This window comes from Arthrobacter sp. R4-81 (assembly GCF_054792365.1).
Genome location: NZ_CP096445.1, coordinates 3,601,855 through 3,623,529, shown reverse-complemented (window position 1 = coordinate 3,623,529; position 21,675 = coordinate 3,601,855). Strand labels below are relative to the sequence as shown.

Below are 21,675 nucleotides of genomic sequence, written 5' to 3'. Positions count from 1 at the left end.
GATTCTCACCTTTGAATGAAGGACCATGGGCCCGCCACGGATGGGGCCGGGCTAAGGAGTGATCCCTGCATCCAGTAGTTCCTGCAATTCCAGCCGGAACTTGGCCTTGCCCCCGTGGGCGGGATGCCGCACTTTGGGCACCGATCTTCCGCTGGCAAGAATGCTGCGGTAGGCCACGTTTCCGACGGCCACCACTGAGGTGATGCCGAACAAATGTGTCAGGGTCAGCCAAAAAGGTTGACCGGCCAATGCTTCAGCGGTAGTGGGAGTGCGATTCGATAGGCATCGGTTTGGAAGGTGGGGATGGAGCGGATAGGCGCTCCAAAGCAGAGGAAGGAAATCAAGTTCCTCCAGTACCCGCCACATCACGGTGGCTGTCGGTTCCGGTGCTACAGCTGGGGCTCCGGGCGGAAGGATGTAGCCCTTTCCCGGCCCAAATAGTTCGAAGTGGTCAATTCCGCCCTGGAGAATGTTTGTGTTGGTAAACGGGACTCCAGTAATTCGCATCCCTCGAAATCCGGGTGCTTCCCCTAGGAGCAGCACCTTTGGTTCCCTTTGAAACATCTCCTGCAGATACAGCTCGAGGTTACGTCGGCGCCCGGCGTTGTCCGGGATAGTGAAGTCGAAGAAATTGTCGCTGTTCTGACCGGCTTTGGTTGCAGCAAGCTCTTCCACGAAGGCCTGGATGGCACATGCCGCGGCCTGGTTCATTCTGTTGTCGTGAGCCGGGCGCAGCAGGCTGAGCCCTCGGATGCTGGCGCAACGCGGTGCTGCTTGTCATTACAGCCATCAAGAGTGCCTTCGAGGAGGGCGGCGTTGAGTCCGCAGACGAGCCGGGAGTTGTCTTTGGCGAGGCGGTGGAACGGGCAGTTTGTTAAGACCAGCCCTTGGGAGTCGGCCTCCGGTTCAAAACCGTTGTCAACCAAGGCTTTCTCAAGGTTTCCTGCTAGAAGCCCTAACTTTTGGCCCTCGGCATAGGCGACGGCTTGCAAGGCCGCTTCCACAGGTTCGCCGGTCTGGATCGAAGCTTGGATGGCAGAAGCCAGCAGGCGGCCTGCCAATTCATACTCCCGGGCGGGGAAGGAAACGTGGATCTCGTCGGCGGCCGGTCTATACAGTTTGGTGGGACGCCCGGAGCCAGGCCCGGTCTTGGGGCCGAGCTTCCTGCTTTCAGTTTCCAGAAGGCCGTCGCGCACCATCCTCTCCAGATGAAACGTGGCCGTGCTGGGGGCCAGGTTCAGCATCCTGACCAGCTGGTCCCGGCTCATGGGGGCGGGGCTGCGTATCAGTGTCTGGTAAAGAGAGCGCCGTACAGGGTCCGCCAGCGACATCGCGTCCGGACCCTGGGTTGGAATTGATGAGGAATTCATACGGAAATTCAAACACCTCCATAGGTTTGGCGGAACCTGTTTAGCACTCTAAGTTCACGATATTCAACTTTAGAGGGCCGTCAGTCTGCCCCGCCCGTGCGGCACGGGAGAGTCGCCAACTATCAGTGCGGCAGCACTGCTGCATACCCCATCGGCGGGAGTCTGCGGGAGCCTAATCCCGCCCGGGACAAGTACTTACTTCGCGGCCATGGCCTGCCTGATCGGAATAGTGCTTCTCATTGCAGGAGTGGCGGCGCAGACTGTTGTCGTCGGCGTCTCTGGGTTCCTGTTGATGGGAACAGGCACTTATTTTCTTCTGGACTGGCGACGCCGGTAGGCCTGTCAGATACGAGCGAACAAAGGATGGGGAAATGGGCACATCAGATCCAGACGATATCCGGATCCACAGCGAGGCTCCGGTTGAAGGAGACGACTCCCGGGATTTTCCCGAGATCCGCTCCCACTCCCAGGATCCGGCTGAGGGTTCTGATTTTGCCGCTGAGGGCACCAGCGCCTCAGCTGCCCGGCCACAACAGCCTCCGGCGCCCGGCCAGCCTCTGGCCGAAAAGGTGCTTTGAGGTCATCAGCGCTTCCTCAGACTGAACACTGCGCTCCTGAACCAGGCGGGCAAGTCCCGCCTGGGAAGTTGGCGCGCCAGATCGAGGGATGATGCAGACGTGGCAGGGACAGCCCCCACACCGTTAGCGGATGGATTGCTGCGCTCCAGCCAGCCAGTAGGGGTTCCGCCACCATCTTGCCAATACGGCACCCACAGAGAGACAGTGAAGTAGGTCTCATAGGGCCGGGAGCCCGGCCGCGCCTATAGGGGAACGTGTACCGGCCGTGGAGGTCAGCCATGAGCACCATACGTGACGAAGTCTTCGACGTAACGCCGGAGAAGGACGAACCGAAGCTCAAACGGGTCCTCGGACCCAAGCTCCTGCTCCTCTTCATCGTCGGTGACATCCTCGGCGCCGGCGTCTACGCGGTCACTGGAACGATGGCAGGCCAAGTCGGCGGGATCGTATGGCTGCCGTTCCTGCTCGCCTTCATTGTGGCGACGCTGACGGCCTTCTCCTATTTGGAGTTGGTCACACAGTATCCGCAGGCTGCGGGGGCGGCGCTCTACACGCACAAGGCGTTCGGGATCCACTTCGTCACGTTCCTGGTCGCGTTCGCCGTCGTCTGCTCCGGCATCACCAGCGCCTCCACCTCGGCGAACGTCCTTGCCCAGAACTTCTTCGGCGGCATGGAGATCAACGGCTGGATGGGGGTGCCCGGACGGGAGACGATCACCGCCGTCGCCATGGGCTTTATGCTGCTGCTCGCGGCGATCAACCTGCGCGGCGTGGGGGAGAGCGTGAAGTTCAACGTTGTGCTCACCCTGGTGGAGATGATCGCGCTGTGCATCGTGATCGGCGTCGGCTTCTTTGTGCTGACGCAGGGCACCGGGAATGCCGGCGAGATCTTCGTCTTCAACGATTACCAGGACAAGGGCTTGTTCCTGGCCGTCACCGCAGCCACCTCCATCGCGTTCTTCGCCATGGTGGGCTTCGAGGACTCGGTGAACATGGTGGAGGAGACCAAGGAGCCCGAGAAGATCTTCCCGCGGACCATGCTCACCGGCCTCGGCATAGCGGTGCTGCTCTACATGCTGGTGGCAGTTTCGGTGGTCAGCGTGCTCACGCCCACCGAGCTTGAGAACATCCGCGAGGCGGAAGGTGCCGCGCTCCTCGAAGTGGTGCACAAGGGCTCACCCGACTTCCCGATCGACAGGATCTTCCCGTTCCTGGCCGTGTTCGCCGTCGCCAATACCGCCTTGATCAACATGCTGATGGCCAGCCGTCTCATTTACGGCATGGCCAAGGCGCGCGTCCTGCCGCGGCCGTTGGGAAAGGTGCTGCCGACCCGCCGGACGCCGTGGGCCGGCATCGTGTTCTCCACCGTCCTCGCGCTGGGGCTTATCTGGTACGTCAGCAGTGATCCCGAAAGCAATATTGTCGCCAACCTTTCGGGCACGACGGCGTTCCTGCTCCTTTGCGTGTTCACTGTGGTTAACGTGGCCTGCTTGGTGCTTCGCCGCAAGAGGGATCCGGACCGGAAGGTGTTCTTCACTTCGCCGGGGCAGCTGCCGTTGCTGGCGGCCTTGCTGTGTGCCTTCCTCGCCGGTCCATGGGTGGGCCGGAACCCGATCCAGTACCAGGTGGCCGGAGGTTTGATGGCCCTCGGTATCGTGCTGTGGTTCATCACCTGGCTGATCACGAGGAGATCCAACAACCAGCCGGGCGAACCGGTCGGCACCCAGAACATCGGGAAAGACGACCAGGTCCCGCCGCCCCCGCTCGGCCATTGAGCGCATGTCTTTGGAGGGCATAAACGACGACGAGGGCGGCCGCCGCCTCGAGCTGAACGGCGCCTCGATTTACTACGAGGACCGCGGCGACGGACCAGCGATCATCCTGATCCACGGTGGGCTGGGCGCAGGATCGGAATGGAGGCCGATTGCCTCGTTGCTGGACGGCGAGTTCCGGGTCATCATGCCGGACAGCCGCGGGCACGGTCGGTCGACCAACCCGGTCGGGAAGCTCTCCTACGGCGGAATCGCGGACGACATCGCGGCGCTCATTGAAGTGTTGGGACTCCAGCGCCCGTTGGTGGGTGGATGGAGCGACGGCGGACAGGTTGCCATGGAGCTTGCCGCCAGTCACCCTACGTTCGCCGGGGCGCTCATCGTGGGAGCCGCTTATCCTGACTTCGACGCCGGCGGCCTCCGGGAGGCTCACCGGGCGCTGCTCGGAGCTGACGACGACGGCGTCCCTGACCTCGCGTACCTCGACGCCCAACTCGGCGAGTGGGCAGCCGAAGTCAAGAAGTTGCACCGCGGGGGAGAGCGGCATTGGCAGACGCTGATCGAACAGACCGCGAAGATGTGGCTGGGCTACGAAGGTCTCGATCAAGGGGAGCTTCAGGCAATCCAGACCCCGACGCTGGTGCTTGCCGGCGACCGCGACGAACTGATCCCGCTCGAGCTCTCGGTAAGGCTGTATCAGACGCTGCCCGATGCCGAATTGGCCGTTGTGCCGTCCCTCGGCCATGAGGGACCATCTTCCGACCGCGGGGCGCTCCTGGCCGAAGTGATCCGGGACTTCGCCCGCCGTCGTCTGTAATCGCCGTCGTCTGGAATCCACCCGGGCCGACGAGACAGCGCCGGCCCGCAAGATTCCCGCAGGATTGCCTTAATTTCATAGTGCAGGTGGCCGTGTCGGGATACCTTCAAGGCGGGGGATGATCGGCAACTTGCAGGTGCACGTGCTGACGCTCCCTGAGTCCTTGTTGTCACAGTTCGCTGATCTCTCCGAACTACTCACCGAAGGGAAGTGCTCCCGTGGCCAGCTGTGGTTACTGGTGTCTCAGAGGCTGGCCACGTGCCTAGCGATGCCGAGGTTGTGTGGCTCGATATCGTCGAGGACGTCCGCTGGTATCCATCGCCCCACAACTCCCAGCCGATGAAGCTCCGGCCCATCAACGAAACAACGGCACAGATTTACTATGACCTCGACCTAGGGCTGCCTGCCGAACCGTTTGGTATCCCTTTCGCCCACGTTTGCGCAGGCGTCTTCCTGGAGTCGTTGTCTGTGGTCGCTGCAGCCCGCGGCTACAGCGCCGTCGAGACCCTTGACCACTCGGAAATGGATTTCGATGCCGTAGACCGTTTGCATCTTATCGGCACGGTGCGGCTGGAACCGGCCAGCCAGAACGTTGAAACCCGGTCTGCGGCTGAACGTCGGCTGGCTGTGTTCAGATCCAGGCAGACGTCCCGGCGGCCCTATGACAACAGGGTTGTGGGCGACGAGATTCTCAAGGCAGCCTCCGCCATCGCCGCCGATCAAGGATACGATTTCCGCTCGACGGCTGATGCCCGCAAGGTCTCTTCGCTGGTGCAGATCAATCAGAAGACTCTCTTTTCTGATCTAGGGAACGACGCCGTCTACGCGGAGATCATGCAGTGGCTGCGGTTCTCAAAGGATGAAGCGGCGGCAAAGTCCGACGGGCTGAGCGCTGAAACCATGATCATGCCGGGACGGGTCCTTCGCTTCGCGATGCGGAACCGCGGGCTGTGGTCCTTCCCGATAGTCGGCGGCCTCATCCGGTCCATGTATCTGCGCACAATGCGCGGAGTGCGACAGCTCGGATGGCTCGAAGGGCCGTTCGCCGAACCTGCCCATTATCTCGAAGCCGGGCGTACCTTTATGCGGGTCTGGCTCTTCTTCACTGAAAGAGGCGTCTACCTGCATCCCTTCGGCACAGTCATCACCAACCCGGATTCTCACGCGGATTTTGTTGCGGAGGCAGGAATCCACGAAACCGGCAACAGGATGGCGTGGATGCTCTTCAGATTCGGTTACAGCTCCACGCCTCCAACTGCACACCGCCGCCCCGCCACCTCGATGCTGCTCGGTCTTTTGCCCGAGGGACACGTCTCCACAGGAGCCACTCCATGAGTAAAGTGCTGATTTTCACCTTCGTGTTTCTGATGGACAGGTTCGTTGGGCTTTTCACGCCGAGGGTGTCCACTCACCGGATCCTGCTGATGCCGGGCATTGAGCCTTTCCGGTGGGCCGCCGGACGCTGGAGGGCCTGGCGGACTTTTGAAATGGCCGCCAAACGGGTGCCGGCCTATAAAGCCTTCCTCCTCGAACGTGGTGTGCCGGGAAGGCTTTCCCTCAAGGGCAACACCCTTGCGAAGGCATTCGCCGCACTGCCGGAGATGGACAAAGACAGCTACATCAAACGCTGGCCCATTCCGGCCCGCAGCGTCAACGGCGTACTTCCCCGCCACGGTGTGGTGGTTGATGAATCCTCGGGAAGCTCAGGCGTTCCCACCAGCTGGGTGCGCGGCCTCGACGAACGCCTGGCCACCCGGCAGCTGCTCCAGGTCGGCTTCTCGCGTACTGCGGAGACCCTCACGAAGCAGCCGTTCGTGCTCAACTGCTTCTCACTCGGGGCGTGGGCGACGGGAATGAACGTCAGTACTTCCCTCACTGACGTCACCATGATCAAATCCATCGGCCCTGACCGGAACAAGGTCATCGCGACGATGCTGGAGTTCGGGACGGACTACACATACATCATCCTCAGTTACCCGCCGTTCCTGAAGGCTTTGTTCGAAGATGACCGGATCAACTGGGAAGCCTATGACATCGTGGCGGCGTTCGGCGGCGAGGGCATCAGCGAGAACATGCGGGCGCACATCACCAAGTACGCCCACAGTGCCTTCGGCTCCTACGGGGCCTCCGACCTTGAGATCAACCTGGCAATCGAAACGGACTACACTGTGGCGCTCCGTCAGGCCATTGCCGCCAACCCTGAACTGTCAGCGCGCCTGACCAAGCAGGCGGAGTACGGTGTGCTGCCGATGATCTTCCAGTTCAACCCCTACGACTACCTCATGGAAACAAACGAGGACGGAGAGCTGGTGGTCACGATCGTGCGGAAAGAGAACGTCAATCCGCGGATCCGCTACAACATCCACGACCGCGGGCACGTAATGCGCGTGCGCGACCTCAATGCCGTGCTCAAGGAATTCGGGTTGCAACACGTCATCAGGCAGCAGTTCCTCGATCTCCCACTGCTCTTCCACTACGGCAGAAGCGACCTGTCCGTCGACTTCAACGGAGCCGTCGTCGCGCCGGATGCTGTGCGCGACGTCCTCAGCGGCGATCAGGCCCTTCTTTCAGCGGTAGAGAACCACCGTCTGGTCAGTTTCGAAGACGAGCGGGGAGACCGGCAACTTCACATCGCGCTGCAGCTGACCGCGAAAGCCAGCAAAGATGGCACCCTGGACGAGGCTGCCTACAGGACCTACATCGTGGAGCAACTAAGGCGCATGAACGGCGATTTCAACAATGCGATCCTCACATCACCTGACACGAGCCTGCCCACCGTTGCGTTCTATCCGCTGCACACAGGCCCGTTCCGCTCCGACGGCGCGAAGCTCAAGAACGAGTACGTCTGGCAACTCGGCCCCTCGGCTCCCCAGGACTGGGGCTTGGACCTCACCTTCCAGGTGAAGAAGAAGGCGGCATAGGGAGTACGACGGCGGCGCCTGGCTTTGGCGCCTCGCTCAGCCTTTCGGTAGCTGCAGTGCCTCCCAAATTCGCTCCGCGACGGCGTCGGGATGTCCCATGCCGTCCACGTGGAGCAGGACACCGCGATCGGCGTAACAGCCGAAAAGTTCCGCGGCCTCGTCGGCATAAACCTGCAGGCGGCGGTCGATAACCTCGGGAGTATCGTCAGCGCGGCCTTGCTCGCCGGCGCGCTGGAGAAGTCGGTCGATGATGTCAGATCTGCCGGCATCCAGAACGACAATGGCGGTGAGCTGCACGGATGATGCAGTGAGCACAAGATCCAGTGCCTGCACTTGCGCTGCGGTGCGCGGGTAGCCGTCCAGGATAAATCCGTCCTGCGCGTCGAGTTCGGCGAGACGGCGGGAAACCAGCTCATCTGCGATCTCGTTTGGAAGGTAGTGCCCTGATCCCATCAAGTCCCGAATCTGGAGGCCGAGCAGCGTTTTGTTGCGCACTTGCTCACGAAACAAGTCTCCCGTGGAGATCCATGGAACTTGGAGGTGGCTTGCCAGTCGCGCCGCCTGGGTGCCTTTGCCCACTCCGGGAGGACCCATCATCAGAATTCGCGTCATCACGGGCTCCTGTGGCCGGCCGCGCAGGAGACCTGCAGGTAGCTCCTGCTGGCTGGCGCCGTTTGTTTCTCTATTGTCCCACCATGTATGCCAGCCGCTTCGCGGAGATTTGACGGCTGGTTAGGAAACGGAGTATGTCAGCGTTGCTGTATAGGTATCCGGTACGGCGTCGTTTGGTACGTCTACGGTCAGTCCCGCGTTCCAGGTTGCAGTGTTGTTGCCGGACACTCCCGTGGCGGTCTGAATGATCCTGGGCGTGGTTGGATTGACCGCCGGGGTTGCCGTGACGGCGACGGTGCCAGTGGTGGTGGCTGCCGTCGGGGTGTAAACGGCTCCTGCGGCGGATAGACGAGCGCCAGTCGCATCACCCGTGAAATCCGTGAGGACAACATTGGCGCTCCAGCCGGAGATTCCAGCTCGGCTGTCGCTCACCTGAATGCCGTGCAGGGTTATTGCGGCTGTGGTGCCCGGCTCCACCAGACCGAGGGTGGCAGAACCGGGAGCAGAACTGAAGCCAAGCGACCCCTGCGAAACCGTCACGGTGGTCAGGGTGTCGGCGGCGGAAGCCGGGAGCGCCTGATTCGCGACGAGGACCGCCGAGCAGAACACGACGAGTGCTGTTGGGATGACCCGCGCACCATGCCCTGCGGCGGCTTGGCCGGTAGATGGTGTTCCAGCCCGCCGGCATGAACCAACTTTTGTGCCCATCATCGGACCCCCCAAGCTCCGTTCCCTTGCCGGAACCGCCACTCGGACGATCACGGCAGCCGGCCAATACGGCCGGCAGGCACAACGTTGCCGGGTCAACCTCTGAAGTGCCCACCGGAATCGGTCAGCATTGAATCAATACTTGCGCAGAGTGTCAGTGGTTGCCGAAACGTAGGAGCCCGGGTCAGATTCCCTGACCCAGAACCACGTTTTGACCAGGTCCGCTACGGCATGATCTTGTACAGATCGACGACCGTCTCCTCGGGCGGGGATGTGAATCCGCCCTCGATGCCCTGCTGCATCCGGGGAAGCAGGATGCCGTCACGGAATGTCTCCCAGCTCTCCTTCGACTCATGGACACCTATGATCGTCCAACCACCGGCAGAAGAGCCTCCGGCATGGAAGATCTGCCCTTCGGGCAGGCGCCCCTCGCCTGGGTGGGTGACGGCAATTGACGCCTCGTACTGTTCCTTGGTGCCTCCCGGGAAGAAGTGCACTACACCATAGGGCGTGGCTTCCATATCTGCTCCTTGGATGGTCTGGATGTGCTGGACATGCCAACCATCGGCCTCGTCACTTGGGATGTCAAGCAGTTTGCGTACGCTCGGTCCAGGACTGCCGCCACCCCTGGATCTGCCCGACGCAGCTATGAACGTGCCCGCATCTTCACGAGCAGCCACAGGGTACGGGGGACCGGCCAGATAATGGCCAGCGCGAGCGCCGGCACCAGAGTGAGCCCGACGTCGGGGAACTGGCGGACGATGACGGCCAGGCTGGTGTCGAACTTGGTGGGCGCGTAGATGAAGCACAGCCACAGCGCGAAGCCGTCGAGGACCAACGCGGCAGCACCTAGCGCTAGAGGCGGCCACCGCCGTCGGGCCCGGGGATCCCGACGGAGGAGAACCCTGAAGGAAAGCCACAAGCTCAGCAGCTCGGCCAGCAGGAGCCCCAGCGAGACCGCCCAGCTGTAGCGTTGCAGCCAGTCCTCGGGCACCACCGTCGGTATGGGGGACTGCCCGTGAAGGATGCGCAGAACGTTGGTATCGATGGCCTTGAGCCGGGACGGGGCCGACGTGTCGTTCCCATTGATCATCAGGACGACGCCAAGGTCGGAGGCTGGAACCAAGGCCTGGTAAGTGTGCGAATTGCCCCATTCCCCTTGATGCTCCACCAGCAAGGGCAAGGTGTCAGGATCGGGTTGCAGTCTAGGATCGACGGATTCCACCAGCGGCCGGGTGAACCATCCCATGGCGTATTCCTTGGACTCGTCAATCCGCACCCGCGGCTCAAGGATGGCCTCCACGCTCTCGGGTTGAAGGATGCGCCGGTCGCGGTAAAGGCCCTCATTCAGCAGAGCGATCAGCTCGTGGCTCTTGTCCTCGGCCGAGGCGAACATGGTGGTGGAGGGCATTCCGGTGGTGCCCGCGGGTACCTCGGTCTGAAGCCAGAATGAGCCGAACCACAGCGAATGACCGGCAGCCATGTTGTCCTCGCGGGCGTCGGCCCGGGTCGTATGGCCATGCGCCATTTCCAAGGGCTCGAAGACGTGCTGATCCATGTAATCCCCGAACCGCTGCCCGGAGACCGTCTGCACCAGGACACCCAAGATGTTGAAGTTAGCGTTGGCGTACCCGAAAGCTTCACCCGGGGAGCCCGCAAGAGCGGAATCTGACAAGGCGCGCACACCTTCTTCGAGCGCGGCAGGGTCCTGGGCGGTGGAGGCTTCGAACGCAGTGTCCTTGGTAGCCATTCCACTGGCTTGATGCAGCAGATGCCGGACGGTGATCTCTGAACTGCGGCTGTCCTTCAAGGTGAACCAGGGCAGGTAGGTCTGGACGGGTTCGTCCAACTGAAGGCGGCCGGCCTCGACCTGCTGCATCACCGCGATGGTGGTGAGGGACTTCGTGGTTGAAGCCAGCAGCACCGGGGTCTGTACTGTCATGGGCCGTCCGGAGTCAGCGTTGCCAAATGCAGCCGAGTGCACCTGGACACCGTGCTGGACGACGACGACGGCAGCTCCCGGAATGCCGATACCGTCGATCTGCTCCTGCAGGAAGCGGTCCAATGCTTCGTAGCCCTGCTCAGTAGCAGTGCCAGGTCCGGTTGCGGGCTCTTCGGCGGCCACGCTGAGGCCGCCGAAGAGAAGGACAACCAGAAAGCACGACGGAAGGCGTCGCGGTGACCAAGAACTAGTTCGCATGCCCCACCCGCATTCCGCTGATCGTTCCTTCACGGTAGGGCGTGGCCAAGCCGAAAACAATAAACCCCGACGAGCGCGCTGCTGTGCTCGAACTGCTGCCAGCAAACAGACTGATGGCCCGTCTTTGAGGACGGGCCATCGGGGGTTTAGCCTGGGGCGGTTGGGCGGTGGATTTAGCGCAGGACGCCGCACGCCGCGGGGTCGGTCGCTTCTGCCGGGAGGTTCGGGTCAAGTTCGCTTGCCCCTTCAGGGTCACTGAAGTTGTAGGTGCCGTTCCCGTCGTAATCCAGTCCGTGGATTACCAGGACACCTTCTCCGGCGCGGATGGAGTCGGCGATCTGCTTGGCTGTGCCTGACCCGCCGGGGCCCGGGTAGCCGGTGCCTGCAACATCCGTGAACTCGATGTTGTCGCGGCTGTAGTCATAGCTGCCGTCCGTGGAGACGGGGAACCGGCTGACGTCCAGGAAGCTGGCAGGAGTGGTGTCCCCGGTGGTGTTAAGGGAGACGACGACGGGACCGTAGGCGGGGATGCCCTCCACGGTGTTGATGCGTCCGTCGTCATTGCTGTCCAGTGCGAGCGTGGGGCACTCGTTCATGGCCTGCTCGCCGTAGTGAATGTGCTGCGCGTGCGGGGCATCAGGACTAAGGCCGTGGGCGTGAACCTCGATGTGCTTGATTTTTTGGTTACTCACCACAGCCGTTGCAGTGCCGGAGGCACCGGAGCCATTCAGCTCTTTCAGGTCGGCGGTGAGGGTGACGGTCTTTTCCGACCCTTTGGAATTCTGGGCCAGGACCGGCCCCGCTCCCAGCGATGCGGCGGCGACCAGTGCAGCGGCGGAAGCCCCGATGGCCACCTTGATATTTCGATTCACAATTGACTCCTTCGTCAGGGGCCAACGAGGCTTTCCCGCTGGTTGCTTGTGATTCGTTGCACGCGGGGAGCGGGATGGGTCTGGGCGGTGCGGCACCTTCGGGGGAGCGTACGACGGCCCTCAGAGAATGGGCTGGCCGATGTGGGATTCTGTGAGCTCGATCAGCCGCTGACGGGCAGTGTTGTCGTAGGCCTGGGCGTTGGCGCGGGCAGGCTGGGTGATGTTGAAGTACTCGCCGGTCGTGCCAGAGAGGCCCGGATCGCCGACAAGCCGTGCGGTGGCCTCGACCCCTGTTTCAAGGGTGTCGATGCTGCGGCCCACTGATTCCAGCACCATCTTGGTTGGCATGTAGGTCCCAGGGTGGAGGCTGTTGATAGTCACCTCACGTGCAGGGACCCGCTCCGCGAGGACGAACCCGAGGGTGACGAGCGCGAGCTTGCTTTGCCGGTAGGCACGGGTTCCGTCGTACCCATGGGTGAGCATGACGTCGTCGAAGTCGATGGGTTGCTGTCCCGCGGACGCGACGTTCACAATCCGCGATCCCGGCCGTTGCCGCATGGCCGGGAGGAGCCGGGCCATCAGGAGTGCAGGCGCGAGGTAGTTCACGGCGAACCGCAGCTCGTTGCCATCGACGGTGCTGGCCCGTGTGGTGGTGTCAGGCTGCCCGACGCCGACTCCAGCGTTATTCACCAGGACGTCGATGCTGATTCCAGCGGCGGTGAGTTCATCGGCCATGGTGCGTACTTGGTCGAGCTCGGCCAGGTCGGCCAGCACAGTGGACACCTCGACGCCGTGACGGCGGACGTCGTCGGCGGTCTGTTTGAGGGCGGTGGGCCGACGGCCATGCAGAACCAGTGCGACGCCGTCGTCCGCGAGCCGGTGGGCAAGCGCGTAGCCCAAGCCGTCGGTCGCTCCGGTGATCAGCACGGTCCGGCCGGTCAGTCTCGCCATGGTTTGCTCCCGCGGTGATGAGGTGGTCAGTTCGGCTGACGGTCTCTTCACGGTAGGGCGTGGTCAGCCGGAAAACAACGCATCTGCTGCATACAGCGGGAGAGTACGACGGCGGCGCTCGCCGCCCCAAGAGCGGCCCCCTAAGATTCTGACTTCAGAGGTGCAAAAGGACTGTTCCGCAGTAGGTCCGTGCCGTTAGTGTGATCACGGGCGGTGTCGCTAAAGGATCGCCCGGTTGGGTGATCAGGTGCCGGTAAACGGAGCTGATCCTAGTGATTCGATTCTCGGGAGGAAGCATGACCAGTCCAGAGCAGGATCCGAACCAGGAAGGCCCCGCCGACGGTGGCGCGGCCGGCGTCCCAGGTATGCACGACGGCGGAGCCGACGGTGGTGCTGACAGCGGAGCCGATGGAGGTGCCGACAGCGGAGCCGACGGAGGTGCCGATAGCGGAGCCGACGGTGGTGCTGACAGCGGAGCCGCTGGTGGTGCGGACAGCGGAGCCGACGGCGGTGCCGATAGCGGAGCCGACGGCGGTGCTGACGGCGGTGCTGACGGAGGAGCCGCAGAACGGGGCATGTGAATTTGAGCACTACCCGCACTGACTTTCAGGACCCCGCCGCCATGGAAGGCGCCGGGGTCCTGGAGACACGTCTTATTAACGTTGGCCGTGAGAGGTTCGCTGGGGACATCTGGGGGCGCACAGCGCTGCTCACGCGTGGCATCAGCGACTTCTCCGACCTGTTCTCTGCCGACGCCGCGGACGAAATGATCTCCCGCCGGGGACTGCGCACACCTTTTCTCCGCGTCGCCAAGGGCGGCACTACATTTCCGGACTCGTCATTCACTTCTCCCGCCGGCGTCGGCGCCACCATCGGCGACCAGCTCGACGACACCGCTCTTTGGCGGAAATTCGCCGACGGTGCCACGCTCGTGCTGCAGGCTCTGCACCGCACGTGGGAGCCGGTCGCGGACTTCAGCAGCAGGCTGAGCACCGAGCTCGGGCATCCCGTGCAAGCCAATGCCTACATCACGCCGCCCCAGAACCGTGGGTTCGACGATCACTATGACGTTCACGACGTCTTCGTTCTGCAGATTGAGGGCACCAAGCGCTGGATCATTCACGAGCCCGTCCACCCGGACCCGCTGCGTGATCAGCCCTGGACCGATCGCCGTTCCGCCGTCGCCGACGCCGCGAAGGGCGAGGCCTACATTGACACTGTGCTCGAGCCAGGGGATGTCCTCTACCTGCCGCGTGGCTGGTTGCATGCCGCGCAGGCGCAGGGCGAGGTCTCCATCCACCTCACGCTCGGAGTCCACAGCTGGACCCGCTACGCGTTGGCCGAACAGCTCGCGCAGGCCGCCCTTGCAGCGCTGGGCGACGATCCCGAGATGCGCCGTACGTTGCCGTTGGGCGTTGACGGGCCGGGTGCCGAGATCGACGTCGTCCGCGAGCACCTCGCCGCTGCCCTCGCTGAAGCTGATTCCACTGCCCTGTTCCACCGCACCCGGCGAGGACAGGCTCGCCCGGCACCGCTGGGTCCGTTGGCCCAGCTCGCGGCCGTCAACAGCCTAAGCCCCCAGTCTGTGGTGCGGCTTCGCGATGCCCTGGAAGCACGGCTGGAGGGATCGCGACTGACCACGCGCGTGGGTTGGCTCGACTTCCCGGAGACCGATCTGCCGTCCGTGACGCGCCTCCTCGACGGGGAGATTCACACCGCGGGTGATCTCGGCGTCGAACTCGTTGAAAGACTTTTGCGCGCGGGGGTCCTCGTTTCCCCTTGAACAGTGATTTGACCAGTGATCTAAACAGTGACTCCGCCGCAGTGGCGGCCCCGGAGCGCTTCTTCTGCTCTGAAAGCGCACGGTTGCGCGGCGACCCGATTGCAGGCACGGCGTCGCATGGCGTTGTCTGGGTCCTCATCGAGTACCGGGGCGGGTGGCCGCTAAATGGCTTCGAGGGGCTTGACGTCGAGCCTGAGACCAAAGCACTCGTGCTCTCCGCGGCAAAGGCGGCGCGGGCGCGGGTGCTGCTGGTGAGGCGGCCAGGCCCCCGCCGGCGTGAGGGTCAGAGCCATTGGGCCGTACTGCGCCATGAGGACTCCGGCGCCTATCGCCAGCAGTGGGGAACGTGGAGCAAGGATCAGGATCTGGCCGAGATTGCCTCTGCCCTCAGCAGCCCCGGAGAGCTCAGCCATCCGCCCGTCATCCTGGTCTGCACCCACAGTCAGCGCGACCAATGCTGTGCCGTCTGGGGGCGGCCCGTTGGACGTGCACTGAGCGAGCGCTGGCCGGAGCTCGTGTGGGAGTGCTCGCACGTAGGCGGTGACAGGTTCGCAGGCAACGTCGTTGTCGCGCCCGACGGCGTCTACTACGGCCGTCTGGATGCCGAATCATCTGTCGCCACCATCGAAGAACACCTCGCCGGACGTATCCACGCGCAGTATTTGCGCGGCTACACGGATCTCTTCCCAGCGCAGCAGGCCGCAGTCGCGGCCATGCTAAGCCGTTTCGGCCCGGCCGGTCGGAATGACTATTTGGTCGCGGGGACCTTCCGCGACGGCGATTACTGGCGGATCAGCATTACCGGGCGCCCGCCCCACCCGGCGCGTGTCGACGTCGAACTGCAGGCCCGCCGCGCCCAGCCCCACCAGCTGACCTGCCGCGGAACAGCCATGAGCTCGGCCCTGGTCTACGAGGTCACTTCTATCTCGGCAGGCTGAAGGACTGGTGTTTTAGACGGTGACATTTCCTTCGCCGTCCACTCGCCAGGTGGGATTGAAGGCCACCTCCCAGCGGAAGCCATCTGGATCGGCGAAGTAGCCGGCGCATCCGCCCCAAGGCTGGGTCTTAGATGGCGCAACGATGGTAGCCCCAGCGAGTTCGGCCTCGGACAACACCCTGTCTACGTCCTTGGCACTTTCCACGTTGTGGCTGAACATGAAGCAGGGAACGCCTCCGGGAGCATCCACGCCCGCCTCGGCCTGCATCTGCCGGGCATCCCAGAGGGACAGCATCAGGCCGTGGTTGACCTGAATAAACACCACTTCGCCGGGAACCTCCTTGTGGATGGGCCAGCCAAGGCCGTCGGCGTAGAATCTGCGCGAAGCGTCCACGTTGCGTACGCCGAGGGTGATGAAATCGAGTCGGGGATGAATCATGCGACCACCCTAAAGCATCGCTCCCAAAATGGGGATGCTTAACCCCCGCGCATATCGTTTGGTTCTGCAGCCGTAGCGGCCGTCCGTCTAGCGCCTGCCCTCGGATTCGTCGACCGGCCGTGGCCTCTTCCAGAGAGATTCACGCGGGCCCGGCGGATAGGCAGCCGTCTTGCCACCGAAGGTGACGAGCAGGGCGGCGATGACCGGAAGCGCTGCGGCAGCCGGCACCAGCAGCGGGCCAGCGACGAGAAGGGCCGCGGAGCCATAGAGGGCGCCGATGGTGATGCCCAGCTGGATGGTGAGGACAGTGAGGCCGTTGGCGGCGTCTTTGTTTTCCCGGCCAGCCCGGAGGATTGCGGACTGGTTGTAGATGCCGATGGCTCCGAGGCCTGCGCCCCAGACCGTCATGAGCACCAGGGCAAAGGGAAGGCTGCCACCCACAAACGGCAACAGGAGCATCGAGACGGAGACTGCCGCCGTCGTGATCAGGAGCGAACGGCGGGGATGGGAATCGACGGTGAGTCCGGCGATCCAGATGCCGAGCAGGCCCGAGACACCCAGGACTGTGAGTCCGAGGCTGATGGCGTAGTCGGGCAGGCCGGCGTCGCGGATGTAGGGGGCGATGTAGGTGAAGAGCGCAAAGTGGGCCAGGATCATCAGCGGCCACGCTATGGCTATGGGCTTCACTCCTGGCTGGGCGATGGCCTTGCGCAGCGAGGGGCGGGCCTCGCCGGCGGCGCGGCGGGAGGACGGCAGTAGCCAGAAGGCCAGGGCGGCGAGCAGCAGACTGAAGCCGGCGAGGAACAGGAATGACGCGCGCCAGCCGAGGAAACCGCCCAGTGCGGTGCCGATCGGAGCCCCGATTGCCAGGCCCAGGCTGTTGCCGCTGAAGACGATGGCCAGGGCCTTGCCTAACTTATGGGCCGGGACCACCCGGGTGACATAGGGGGCCACGGTGGTCCAGAGCAGTCCGTGGGCCAGGCCGCCAACCAGCCTGGCTCCCATCGCTGCGGTGAAGTCGGGGGCGAGGCCCACCAGGGCGTTGCTGAGTGCGAACGTCAGGACGAGCGCCACGAGCAGGGGCCGCTTCGGTACTCTGCCGAGCAGCCGCGCGGCGGGCACCACGGTGACCACGATGACGGCGGCGTAGGCGGCGGCAAGGTAACCGGCAACCGGCTCGGACACGTTCAGGCCGGCACTGATCTGGGGGAGCAGGCCGGAGGGAAGCAGTTCAGTGGTGATGGCGGTGAAGGCGATGGTGGCCAGGACCATCATGGCTGCCAACGGGAAACGCTGGGGCGCCGGCGCGGAAATCGCGGAGGACATGGGGGAGGGGTTCCATTCAAGGGGGAGAGGAGGGAACCGGGCGCTGCTGGCCGAACAATTCCTCCCTCAATTTTACCCGACGTTTACGCCTTCTCCCGGTCCAGAGGCAGTGACTATCGACACTCCACCTGCCGGACGCAGGACCTACTCGGCTTAGACGCTGATGACCCTTCGGGCCGTCACCCTGGGAGGCGGCACGCGTAGGGTGGGACTCGGCTACAACTCGAGAAGCCGAGCACTAACACCTGCAGCTAACTGAAACTGACGGCCACCCCGCGGCGATGGGGTAGCCGTCAGTTGTCGCCGGGCATCATTCTTTCCCCCGGTGAATACGAGCTAAGGCGAGGGATCAGCGTTACGTTTCGTCGGCCGATAGCCGGCAAGTTCGGCGCGGATGTCGCCCTCCTCGTGCCCGCCCTTCTTTTTGCCGAACGGCAGCGCTTTCAGCAGCGGATGCACGATCGCCATGACGACGAGGCCCCAGGCGAGTCCGATGACGGCCGAGCACAAAGTGTTCACGAGCCAGGCCAGGAAGGCGCCCACAACCGCGATCCCCTCGAAAGGGTGCTCGAGGACATGGACTATGTCATACGGGCCGTGCCAGCCGAGGTCGTATGCTCCCTGCAGCATGATGTGGCCACCAACCCAAAGCATCGCGATGGTCCCGACGAAGGTTATCGCGGTCAGCACGGCGGGCATCCCCTTGACGAGCAGCTCGCCGGCCCGCTTGGAACCCGCGGAATTTTTCGCGGCCAGGTGCATGCCGATGTCGTCCATTTTGACGATCAGTCCGACGGCGCCGTACACGGCCACCGTGATCACGATGGCAACAACCACCAAGATAGTAGCCCGGGACAACAGGGAATCTGCGGCCACCTCGTTCATCGAGATGACCATGATTTCGCAGGACAAGATGAAGTCGGTGGTGATGGCGCCCTTGATGACCTTGGCCTCGGCCTCCGGGCCGCGTTCGACCGCCGGCGTTTCTTCCTCCGCGGTGTGGTGGCCGCGGATCTTGTGCCAGACCTTCTCGGCACCCTCGTAGCAGAGGTACGTGCCGCCCAGCATGAGGATGAACGGGATGGCCCAGGGGGCGAAGGCGCTGACGAGCAGCAGGGCCGGCAGGATGATCAGCAGTTTGTTCCTGAGCGAACCCCAGAATATCCGCTTGATCATGGGCAGTTCGCGGGACGGGTCCGCCCCGGACACGTACTGCGGGGTGACGGCGGCGTCATCGATTACGACGCCGGCGGCCTTGGCCCCCGCCTTGGCCGCTCCGGCAGCGACGTCGTCCACCGAGGCGGCCGCTATGCGGGCCAGGGCTGCGATGTCGTCCAGCAGGGCGACGAGACCGCCGCTCATAGGTCGTCCCCGTACGGCTCGAGGGCGGACGGCTGAGTGTGAATGCCCCTGTCGAGGCGTGTAATCGGCATATTTGGAGTATATCGACGGCGGGCAGCCATCGAACCGAAGTGGCATGCGTTAACTGCTGTGATGCATTCCGGGATCATCGGAAGAACAGGTAGAAGACCAGGGCCAGGCCTGGACCGAGCGCCTGTGCGATAGCGCTGGTGAGCAGCCTCTTCTCTGTAATCCACAGCCAGATGCCGAGGAGGACCTGGGCCGTGCAGCAGAAGATCACGATTGCTGATCCGCCGGCAGCATTGCCGGAGAAGTTCAGCATCCACAGTCCTGTGGCGATGCCCAGGGCAAAGGCGATGTTGTAGGCGCCAATGTTCATCGCCCACATCCGGACGGCCTGAACATCTTCCGGTTTGATCAGAAAGATCCGGTAAAAGCGGCGGTCGCCGTGAGCGAAAATCTCGAGAAGGCCGACGACGATCAGGGCCAAGGCGGTGGCCCCGGCGAAGATCTGACTCAGTAGGTTCATCCGCACGCTCCCAAGCGATGACCGGCATATCACGCTGCCTTTCCGTGCAGGATAGGCGGTTGAGGCAAGGGCCTTCAAGAGCCGTGAGCCAACAGACTTTCTAAACGGGCGGCCAGTTCCCGGCGCCCGGTCCGTCGAACAGCGCGCTGGTGCTGCTCTGAGGTACCACGACGTGGACGGCGTTGCGCTGGACGGTGAAGTCGGTGGGCGTGGTGGTCGCGATTTCGCCGTCGAGGTTTACGGGCAGCGGCTGCTCGGTGACCAGCCGGACACGTCGGCTGGTCAGGTGGTGCACCCGGTCGTGTTTGATGAAGCTGCCGTCCTTGAGCAGCCGGGCGATACTCACGTGCTCACGGAGCGGCCCCGCCAGGATGGCGTAGATGTCGAGGGTGTGATCGTCGATCCCGGCCGTGGGGGAGACCGTGTTGCCGCCGCCGTAGTGCCGGCCGTTGCCGACGGCCACCTGAAGCAGGTTTTCGAACTCCAGCGGCTCGTGATCTCCATCGGGGAACTCGAGACGGGCCGGGAACGCCTTGTGTCGGGCATAAGCGCTCAGGGTGGCAATGGCGTATGCCAGCGGCCCGATGTACCGCTTCAGGCGGGGGCTGAGAGCTTCGGTAACAGCCACCGAGAGGCCAACGGACGCGACGTTGAGGAATGGCTCGCCGTTGGCCCGGCCGAGGTCGATGTCCACCACCTTCCCGTCTGCGACGGTAGCGCACGCCTCGGCAAGATTATTCGGTATCTCCAGCGTGCGGGCGAAGTCGTTGGCGGTGCCCAGTGGAAGAACGCCGAGCATAACGTCGGTTCCGGCGACGCGGCCGGCGGCGGACGTCAAAGTCCCGTCGCCGCCACCGACAACGATCAGGTCGTGCCCGTCCGCAACCACCCGGTCAAGCGTCCCGGCGAGCTCTGCTCCCGACAGCACATGGTGCACGGCGGAGACCGGCACGCCTGCATTTCTCATCGTGTCCACCGCAAGTTCGTGGGCCGCCCCTCGGCGTGATCCGGCGTTGATGACGACGGCGGCGGAGCGGGCGTCCCGGGCAGCTTTCATATGGGACATGCTAGGCGGTTGACCTATGAAATTCCCTTAGGGGACTGGGTGGGATCCAGGACTCGCGCGCTCGGCGGCCACGGCACACCTGTATCCTGACAATGCAGGTTGAATGGCCACAGAGGCCATCGACCAAGCTCGGTTCGCGGCCGGATGACGGTCCGGAATCTTGGGCCGCAGCCATCCACGTCGTGGAATCACCGCCGCAATCGTCAGTCGCCGATCGGCTCCTCTCACGCTTGGAACGGATCTTTATCACTAGCGACAAGCCAGCTCCCGTGGGAATCCCGACGTCGGCCCCCGAGTCCTCGCGGACGGCTGCGGTGGATGAGCCCGCCGTGGTGACCTGGGCCGAGGCTGGTGTCAGCATGACCGCGCGATGGCGTTCGGCGAACGGCAGGCCGGCGCCGACGCGCGTCGAAGTGGTCTCCGACTCCCTCACCGCCGATGATGCGTACCGGATGGCGTCACAGGGGATCGCGATGCTCTGGCACGGTGACTTCCACAACGCACGGCAGATTCTCAACGCACTGGACCGGCGGATAGGGGCCGGAAAGACATCAGGAACTCCGGCCGAAAAGTTCTACCGGCACCGCCAGTCCGCCTCGCATCGTGCACGCATTCTCGGCCTGCTGCTGGTACCTCTTGACCAGGGCCCGGTGGTGCCGCTGCGCCGCGCACCCGACATCCGGGAGGCCGCCGCTGCAGCCTACGGTGACATCGGCGAATCCTCCGTGGTGTCCTTGCAGGAGCTTGTGGGCGCCATCGGCGCCTACGAATGGTGGCGGAATGGCGTCTATGTCGACGCTTTGCAGGATCGCATCCACTCGCACTACGGCACGTTCTTCCCCACCCGGAGCGAGTATGTGGATCTCGTGGCCGCCGCCCCGCTGCCCTCTGACACACTGGCGTTCGACGTCGGAACCGGCACGGGCGTGCTCGCTGCCGTCCTCGCGCGCCGTGGCGTCCACCGCGTGGTGGCGACGGACAACGAACCGCGTGCAATCGCCTGCGCCGCTGAGAATTTCCGGAACCTCGGCGTCCAGGACCGTGCTGAGGCCGTCCTGACCGACATGTTCCCGCCCGGGCGGGCGCCCCTCATCGTGTGCAACCCGCCCTGGATTCCGGCCACGCCGCATTCCACCCTGGACAACGCCGTCTACGACCCCGGAAGCAGGATGCTGTTCCGCTTCCTGAACGAACTCCCCGACCATCTGGAGCCGGGCGGTGAGGGCTGGCTTGTCCTCTCCGACCTGGCCGAGCACCTCGGCCTGCGGACGCGTGACGACCTGCTGGCCGCCATCACGGCGGCTGGGCTGAAGGTGGTGGAACGGCTGGATGCTAAGCCAACGCATCCGAAGGCATCGGACCGTGATGATCCTCTGTTCGAGGCGCGCACGGCCGAGGTCACGTCGCTGTGGCGGCTTGTTCGCCGATAGTC

At 63.7% G+C, this 21,675-nt stretch carries 22 protein-coding genes; 9 read left to right on the top strand and 13 right to left on the bottom strand.

What is annotated here, in order from left to right; genetic code table 11:
- Nucleotides 1-51: 51 nt before the first annotated feature.
- Both M1E05_RS16725 and M1E05_RS16720 read right to left on the bottom strand, forming a co-directional pair.
- Complete coding sequence (locus M1E05_RS16725; RefSeq protein WP_461163634.1) at nucleotides 52-711, bottom strand: uracil-DNA glycosylase; 660 nt, start codon at nucleotides 709-711, stop codon at nucleotides 52-54.
- The gene (locus tag M1E05_RS16720) at nucleotides 708-1,370 is read right to left on the bottom strand and encodes a helix-turn-helix transcriptional regulator (protein ID WP_461163633.1); all 663 of its coding nucleotides are present in this window, start codon (nucleotides 1,368-1,370) and stop codon (nucleotides 708-710) included. The genes M1E05_RS16725 and M1E05_RS16720 overlap by 4 nt, the downstream gene beginning before the upstream one ends.
- 371 nt (nucleotides 1,371-1,741) lie before the next feature.
- On the opposite strand from M1E05_RS16720, the gene M1E05_RS16715 reads away from it, so the two are divergent.
- The 5 genes from M1E05_RS16715 to M1E05_RS16695 all read left to right on the top strand — a co-directional run bounded on the left by M1E05_RS16715 (nucleotide 1,742) and on the right by M1E05_RS16695 (nucleotide 7,458).
- On the top strand, nucleotides 1,742-1,948 hold the full coding sequence (locus M1E05_RS16715) for a hypothetical protein (RefSeq protein WP_458113423.1): 207 nt from the start codon (nucleotides 1,742-1,744) through the stop codon (nucleotides 1,946-1,948).
- A 278-nt stretch (nucleotides 1,949-2,226) separates the two neighbouring features.
- On the top strand, nucleotides 2,227-3,723 hold the full coding sequence (locus M1E05_RS16710; RefSeq protein ID WP_461163632.1) for an APC family permease: 1,497 nt from the start codon (nucleotides 2,227-2,229) through the stop codon (nucleotides 3,721-3,723).
- Between the two features lie 4 nt (nucleotides 3,724-3,727).
- A complete protein-coding gene (locus M1E05_RS16705; protein ID WP_461163631.1) occupies nucleotides 3,728-4,537 on the top strand; it encodes an alpha/beta fold hydrolase in 810 nt (269 codons plus the stop codon).
- A 258-nt stretch (nucleotides 4,538-4,795) separates the two neighbouring features.
- Entirely contained in the window at nucleotides 4,796-5,872 is a 1,077-nt protein-coding gene (locus M1E05_RS16700; protein WP_461163630.1) for a hypothetical protein, read from the top strand.
- Nucleotides 5,869-7,458 (top strand): phenylacetate--CoA ligase family protein, encoded by a 1,590-nt coding sequence (locus M1E05_RS16695; protein ID WP_458113427.1) that lies wholly within the window; start codon nucleotides 5,869-5,871, stop codon nucleotides 7,456-7,458. Before M1E05_RS16700 ends, M1E05_RS16695 begins: the two co-directional genes overlap by 4 nt.
- A 36-nt stretch (nucleotides 7,459-7,494) precedes the next feature.
- Here M1E05_RS16695 and M1E05_RS16690 read toward each other — a convergent pair whose 3' ends face one another.
- From M1E05_RS16690 to M1E05_RS16665, 6 genes are all read right to left on the bottom strand, one after another.
- Nucleotides 7,495-8,070 carry an adenylate kinase gene (locus tag M1E05_RS16690; protein WP_461163629.1) on the bottom strand — a complete coding sequence of 192 codons (576 nt, stop codon included), beginning with the start codon at nucleotides 8,068-8,070 and terminating at the stop codon, nucleotides 7,495-7,497.
- 120 nt (nucleotides 8,071-8,190) lie between these two features.
- On the bottom strand, nucleotides 8,191-8,781 hold the full coding sequence (locus tag M1E05_RS16685) for a hypothetical protein (RefSeq protein ID WP_461163628.1): 591 nt from the start codon (nucleotides 8,779-8,781) through the stop codon (nucleotides 8,191-8,193).
- A 221-nt stretch (nucleotides 8,782-9,002) separates the two neighbouring features.
- Nucleotides 9,003-9,299, bottom strand: coding sequence for a hypothetical protein (locus M1E05_RS16680; RefSeq protein ID WP_461163627.1), 297 nt, complete (start codon nucleotides 9,297-9,299; stop codon nucleotides 9,003-9,005).
- A 125-nt stretch (nucleotides 9,300-9,424) separates the two neighbouring features.
- Entirely contained in the window at nucleotides 9,425-10,978 is a 1,554-nt protein-coding gene (locus M1E05_RS16675) for a serine hydrolase domain-containing protein (RefSeq protein ID WP_461163626.1), read from the bottom strand.
- A gap of 173 nt (nucleotides 10,979-11,151) precedes the next feature.
- Nucleotides 11,152-11,850, bottom strand: a complete 699-nt coding sequence (locus M1E05_RS16670) for a hypothetical protein (protein WP_461163625.1) — start codon at nucleotides 11,848-11,850, stop codon at nucleotides 11,152-11,154.
- A gap of 120 nt (nucleotides 11,851-11,970) precedes the next feature.
- Nucleotides 11,971-12,801, bottom strand: coding sequence for an SDR family NAD(P)-dependent oxidoreductase (locus tag M1E05_RS16665; RefSeq protein WP_461163624.1), 831 nt, complete (start codon nucleotides 12,799-12,801; stop codon nucleotides 11,971-11,973).
- 296 nt (nucleotides 12,802-13,097) lie between these two features.
- Here M1E05_RS16665 and M1E05_RS16660 point away from each other — a divergent pair, with 296 nt between their 5' ends.
- The 3 genes from M1E05_RS16660 to M1E05_RS16650 all read left to right on the top strand — a co-directional run bounded on the left by M1E05_RS16660 (nucleotide 13,098) and on the right by M1E05_RS16650 (nucleotide 15,522).
- Nucleotides 13,098-13,382 (top strand): hypothetical protein, encoded by a 285-nt coding sequence (locus M1E05_RS16660; RefSeq protein WP_461163623.1) that lies wholly within the window; start codon nucleotides 13,098-13,100, stop codon nucleotides 13,380-13,382.
- A 41-nt stretch (nucleotides 13,383-13,423) separates the two neighbouring features.
- Nucleotides 13,424-14,584, top strand: a complete 1,161-nt coding sequence (locus M1E05_RS16655) for a cupin domain-containing protein (RefSeq protein ID WP_461165273.1) — start codon at nucleotides 13,424-13,426, stop codon at nucleotides 14,582-14,584.
- Between the two features lie 98 nt (nucleotides 14,585-14,682).
- Complete coding sequence (locus tag M1E05_RS16650; protein ID WP_461165272.1) at nucleotides 14,683-15,522, top strand: sucrase ferredoxin; 840 nt, start codon at nucleotides 14,683-14,685, stop codon at nucleotides 15,520-15,522.
- Between the two features lie 12 nt (nucleotides 15,523-15,534).
- Here M1E05_RS16650 and M1E05_RS16645 read toward each other — a convergent pair whose 3' ends face one another.
- From M1E05_RS16645 to M1E05_RS16625, 5 genes are all read right to left on the bottom strand, one after another.
- Nucleotides 15,535-15,957, bottom strand: a complete 423-nt coding sequence (locus tag M1E05_RS16645; protein ID WP_461165271.1) for a VOC family protein — start codon at nucleotides 15,955-15,957, stop codon at nucleotides 15,535-15,537.
- A 90-nt stretch (nucleotides 15,958-16,047) separates the two neighbouring features.
- The gene (locus tag M1E05_RS16640; RefSeq protein WP_461163622.1) at nucleotides 16,048-17,286 is read right to left on the bottom strand and encodes an MFS transporter; all 1,239 of its coding nucleotides are present in this window, start codon (nucleotides 17,284-17,286) and stop codon (nucleotides 16,048-16,050) included.
- Nucleotides 17,287-17,622: 336 nt separating this feature from the next.
- Nucleotides 17,623-18,648 (bottom strand): DUF808 domain-containing protein, encoded by a 1,026-nt coding sequence (locus M1E05_RS16635; RefSeq protein WP_461163621.1) that lies wholly within the window; start codon nucleotides 18,646-18,648, stop codon nucleotides 17,623-17,625.
- Nucleotides 18,649-18,793: 145 nt separating this feature from the next.
- The gene (locus tag M1E05_RS16630) at nucleotides 18,794-19,177 is read right to left on the bottom strand and encodes a DUF1304 family protein (protein ID WP_461163620.1); all 384 of its coding nucleotides are present in this window, start codon (nucleotides 19,175-19,177) and stop codon (nucleotides 18,794-18,796) included.
- A 100-nt stretch (nucleotides 19,178-19,277) separates the two neighbouring features.
- Nucleotides 19,278-20,234, bottom strand: a complete 957-nt coding sequence (locus M1E05_RS16625; RefSeq protein ID WP_461163619.1) for a lipid kinase — start codon at nucleotides 20,232-20,234, stop codon at nucleotides 19,278-19,280.
- 368 nt (nucleotides 20,235-20,602) lie between these two features.
- Between M1E05_RS16625 and M1E05_RS16620 the strand changes: the two genes are divergently transcribed.
- A complete protein-coding gene (locus M1E05_RS16620) occupies nucleotides 20,603-21,673 on the top strand; it encodes a methyltransferase (protein ID WP_461165270.1) in 1,071 nt (356 codons plus the stop codon).
- The last annotated feature ends 2 nt before the right edge of the window (nucleotides 21,674-21,675 follow it).

Bases quoted from the DNA above. Each gene is read 5' to 3' on its own strand.
- M1E05_RS16725 (WP_461163634.1), bottom strand. From the start codon at position 711: ATGAACCAGGCCGCGGCATGTGCCATCCAGGCCTTCGTGGAAGAGCTT.
- M1E05_RS16720 (WP_461163633.1), bottom strand. From the start codon at position 1,370: ATGAATTCCTCATCAATTCCAACCCAGGGTCCGGACGCGATGTCGCTG.
- M1E05_RS16715 (WP_458113423.1), top strand. From the start codon at position 1,742: ATGGGCACATCAGATCCAGACGATATCCGGATCCACAGCGAGGCTCCG.
- M1E05_RS16710 (WP_461163632.1), top strand. From the start codon at position 2,227: ATGAGCACCATACGTGACGAAGTCTTCGACGTAACGCCGGAGAAGGAC.
- M1E05_RS16705 (WP_461163631.1), top strand. From the start codon at position 3,728: ATGTCTTTGGAGGGCATAAACGACGACGAGGGCGGCCGCCGCCTCGAG.
- M1E05_RS16695 (WP_458113427.1), top strand. From the start codon at position 5,869: ATGAGTAAAGTGCTGATTTTCACCTTCGTGTTTCTGATGGACAGGTTC.
- M1E05_RS16690 (WP_461163629.1), bottom strand. From the start codon at position 8,070: ATGACGCGAATTCTGATGATGGGTCCTCCCGGAGTGGGCAAAGGCACC.
- M1E05_RS16685 (WP_461163628.1), bottom strand. From the start codon at position 8,781: ATGATGGGCACAAAAGTTGGTTCATGCCGGCGGGCTGGAACACCATCT.
- M1E05_RS16680 (WP_461163627.1), bottom strand. From the start codon at position 9,299: ATGGAAGCCACGCCCTATGGTGTAGTGCACTTCTTCCCGGGAGGCACC.
- M1E05_RS16675 (WP_461163626.1), bottom strand. From the start codon at position 10,978: ATGCGAACTAGTTCTTGGTCACCGCGACGCCTTCCGTCGTGCTTTCTG.
- M1E05_RS16665 (WP_461163624.1), bottom strand. From the start codon at position 12,801: ATGGCGAGACTGACCGGCCGGACCGTGCTGATCACCGGAGCGACCGAC.
- M1E05_RS16660 (WP_461163623.1), top strand. From the start codon at position 13,098: ATGACCAGTCCAGAGCAGGATCCGAACCAGGAAGGCCCCGCCGACGGT.
- M1E05_RS16655 (WP_461165273.1), top strand. From the start codon at position 13,424: ATGGAAGGCGCCGGGGTCCTGGAGACACGTCTTATTAACGTTGGCCGT.
- M1E05_RS16640 (WP_461163622.1), bottom strand. From the start codon at position 17,286: ATGTCCTCCGCGATTTCCGCGCCGGCGCCCCAGCGTTTCCCGTTGGCA.
- M1E05_RS16635 (WP_461163621.1), bottom strand. From the start codon at position 18,648: ATGAGCGGCGGTCTCGTCGCCCTGCTGGACGACATCGCAGCCCTGGCC.
- M1E05_RS16630 (WP_461163620.1), bottom strand. From the start codon at position 19,177: ATGAACCTACTGAGTCAGATCTTCGCCGGGGCCACCGCCTTGGCCCTG.
- M1E05_RS16625 (WP_461163619.1), bottom strand. From the start codon at position 20,234: ATGAAAGCTGCCCGGGACGCCCGCTCCGCCGCCGTCGTCATCAACGCC.
- M1E05_RS16620 (WP_461165270.1), top strand. From the start codon at position 20,603: ATGACCGCGCGATGGCGTTCGGCGAACGGCAGGCCGGCGCCGACGCGC.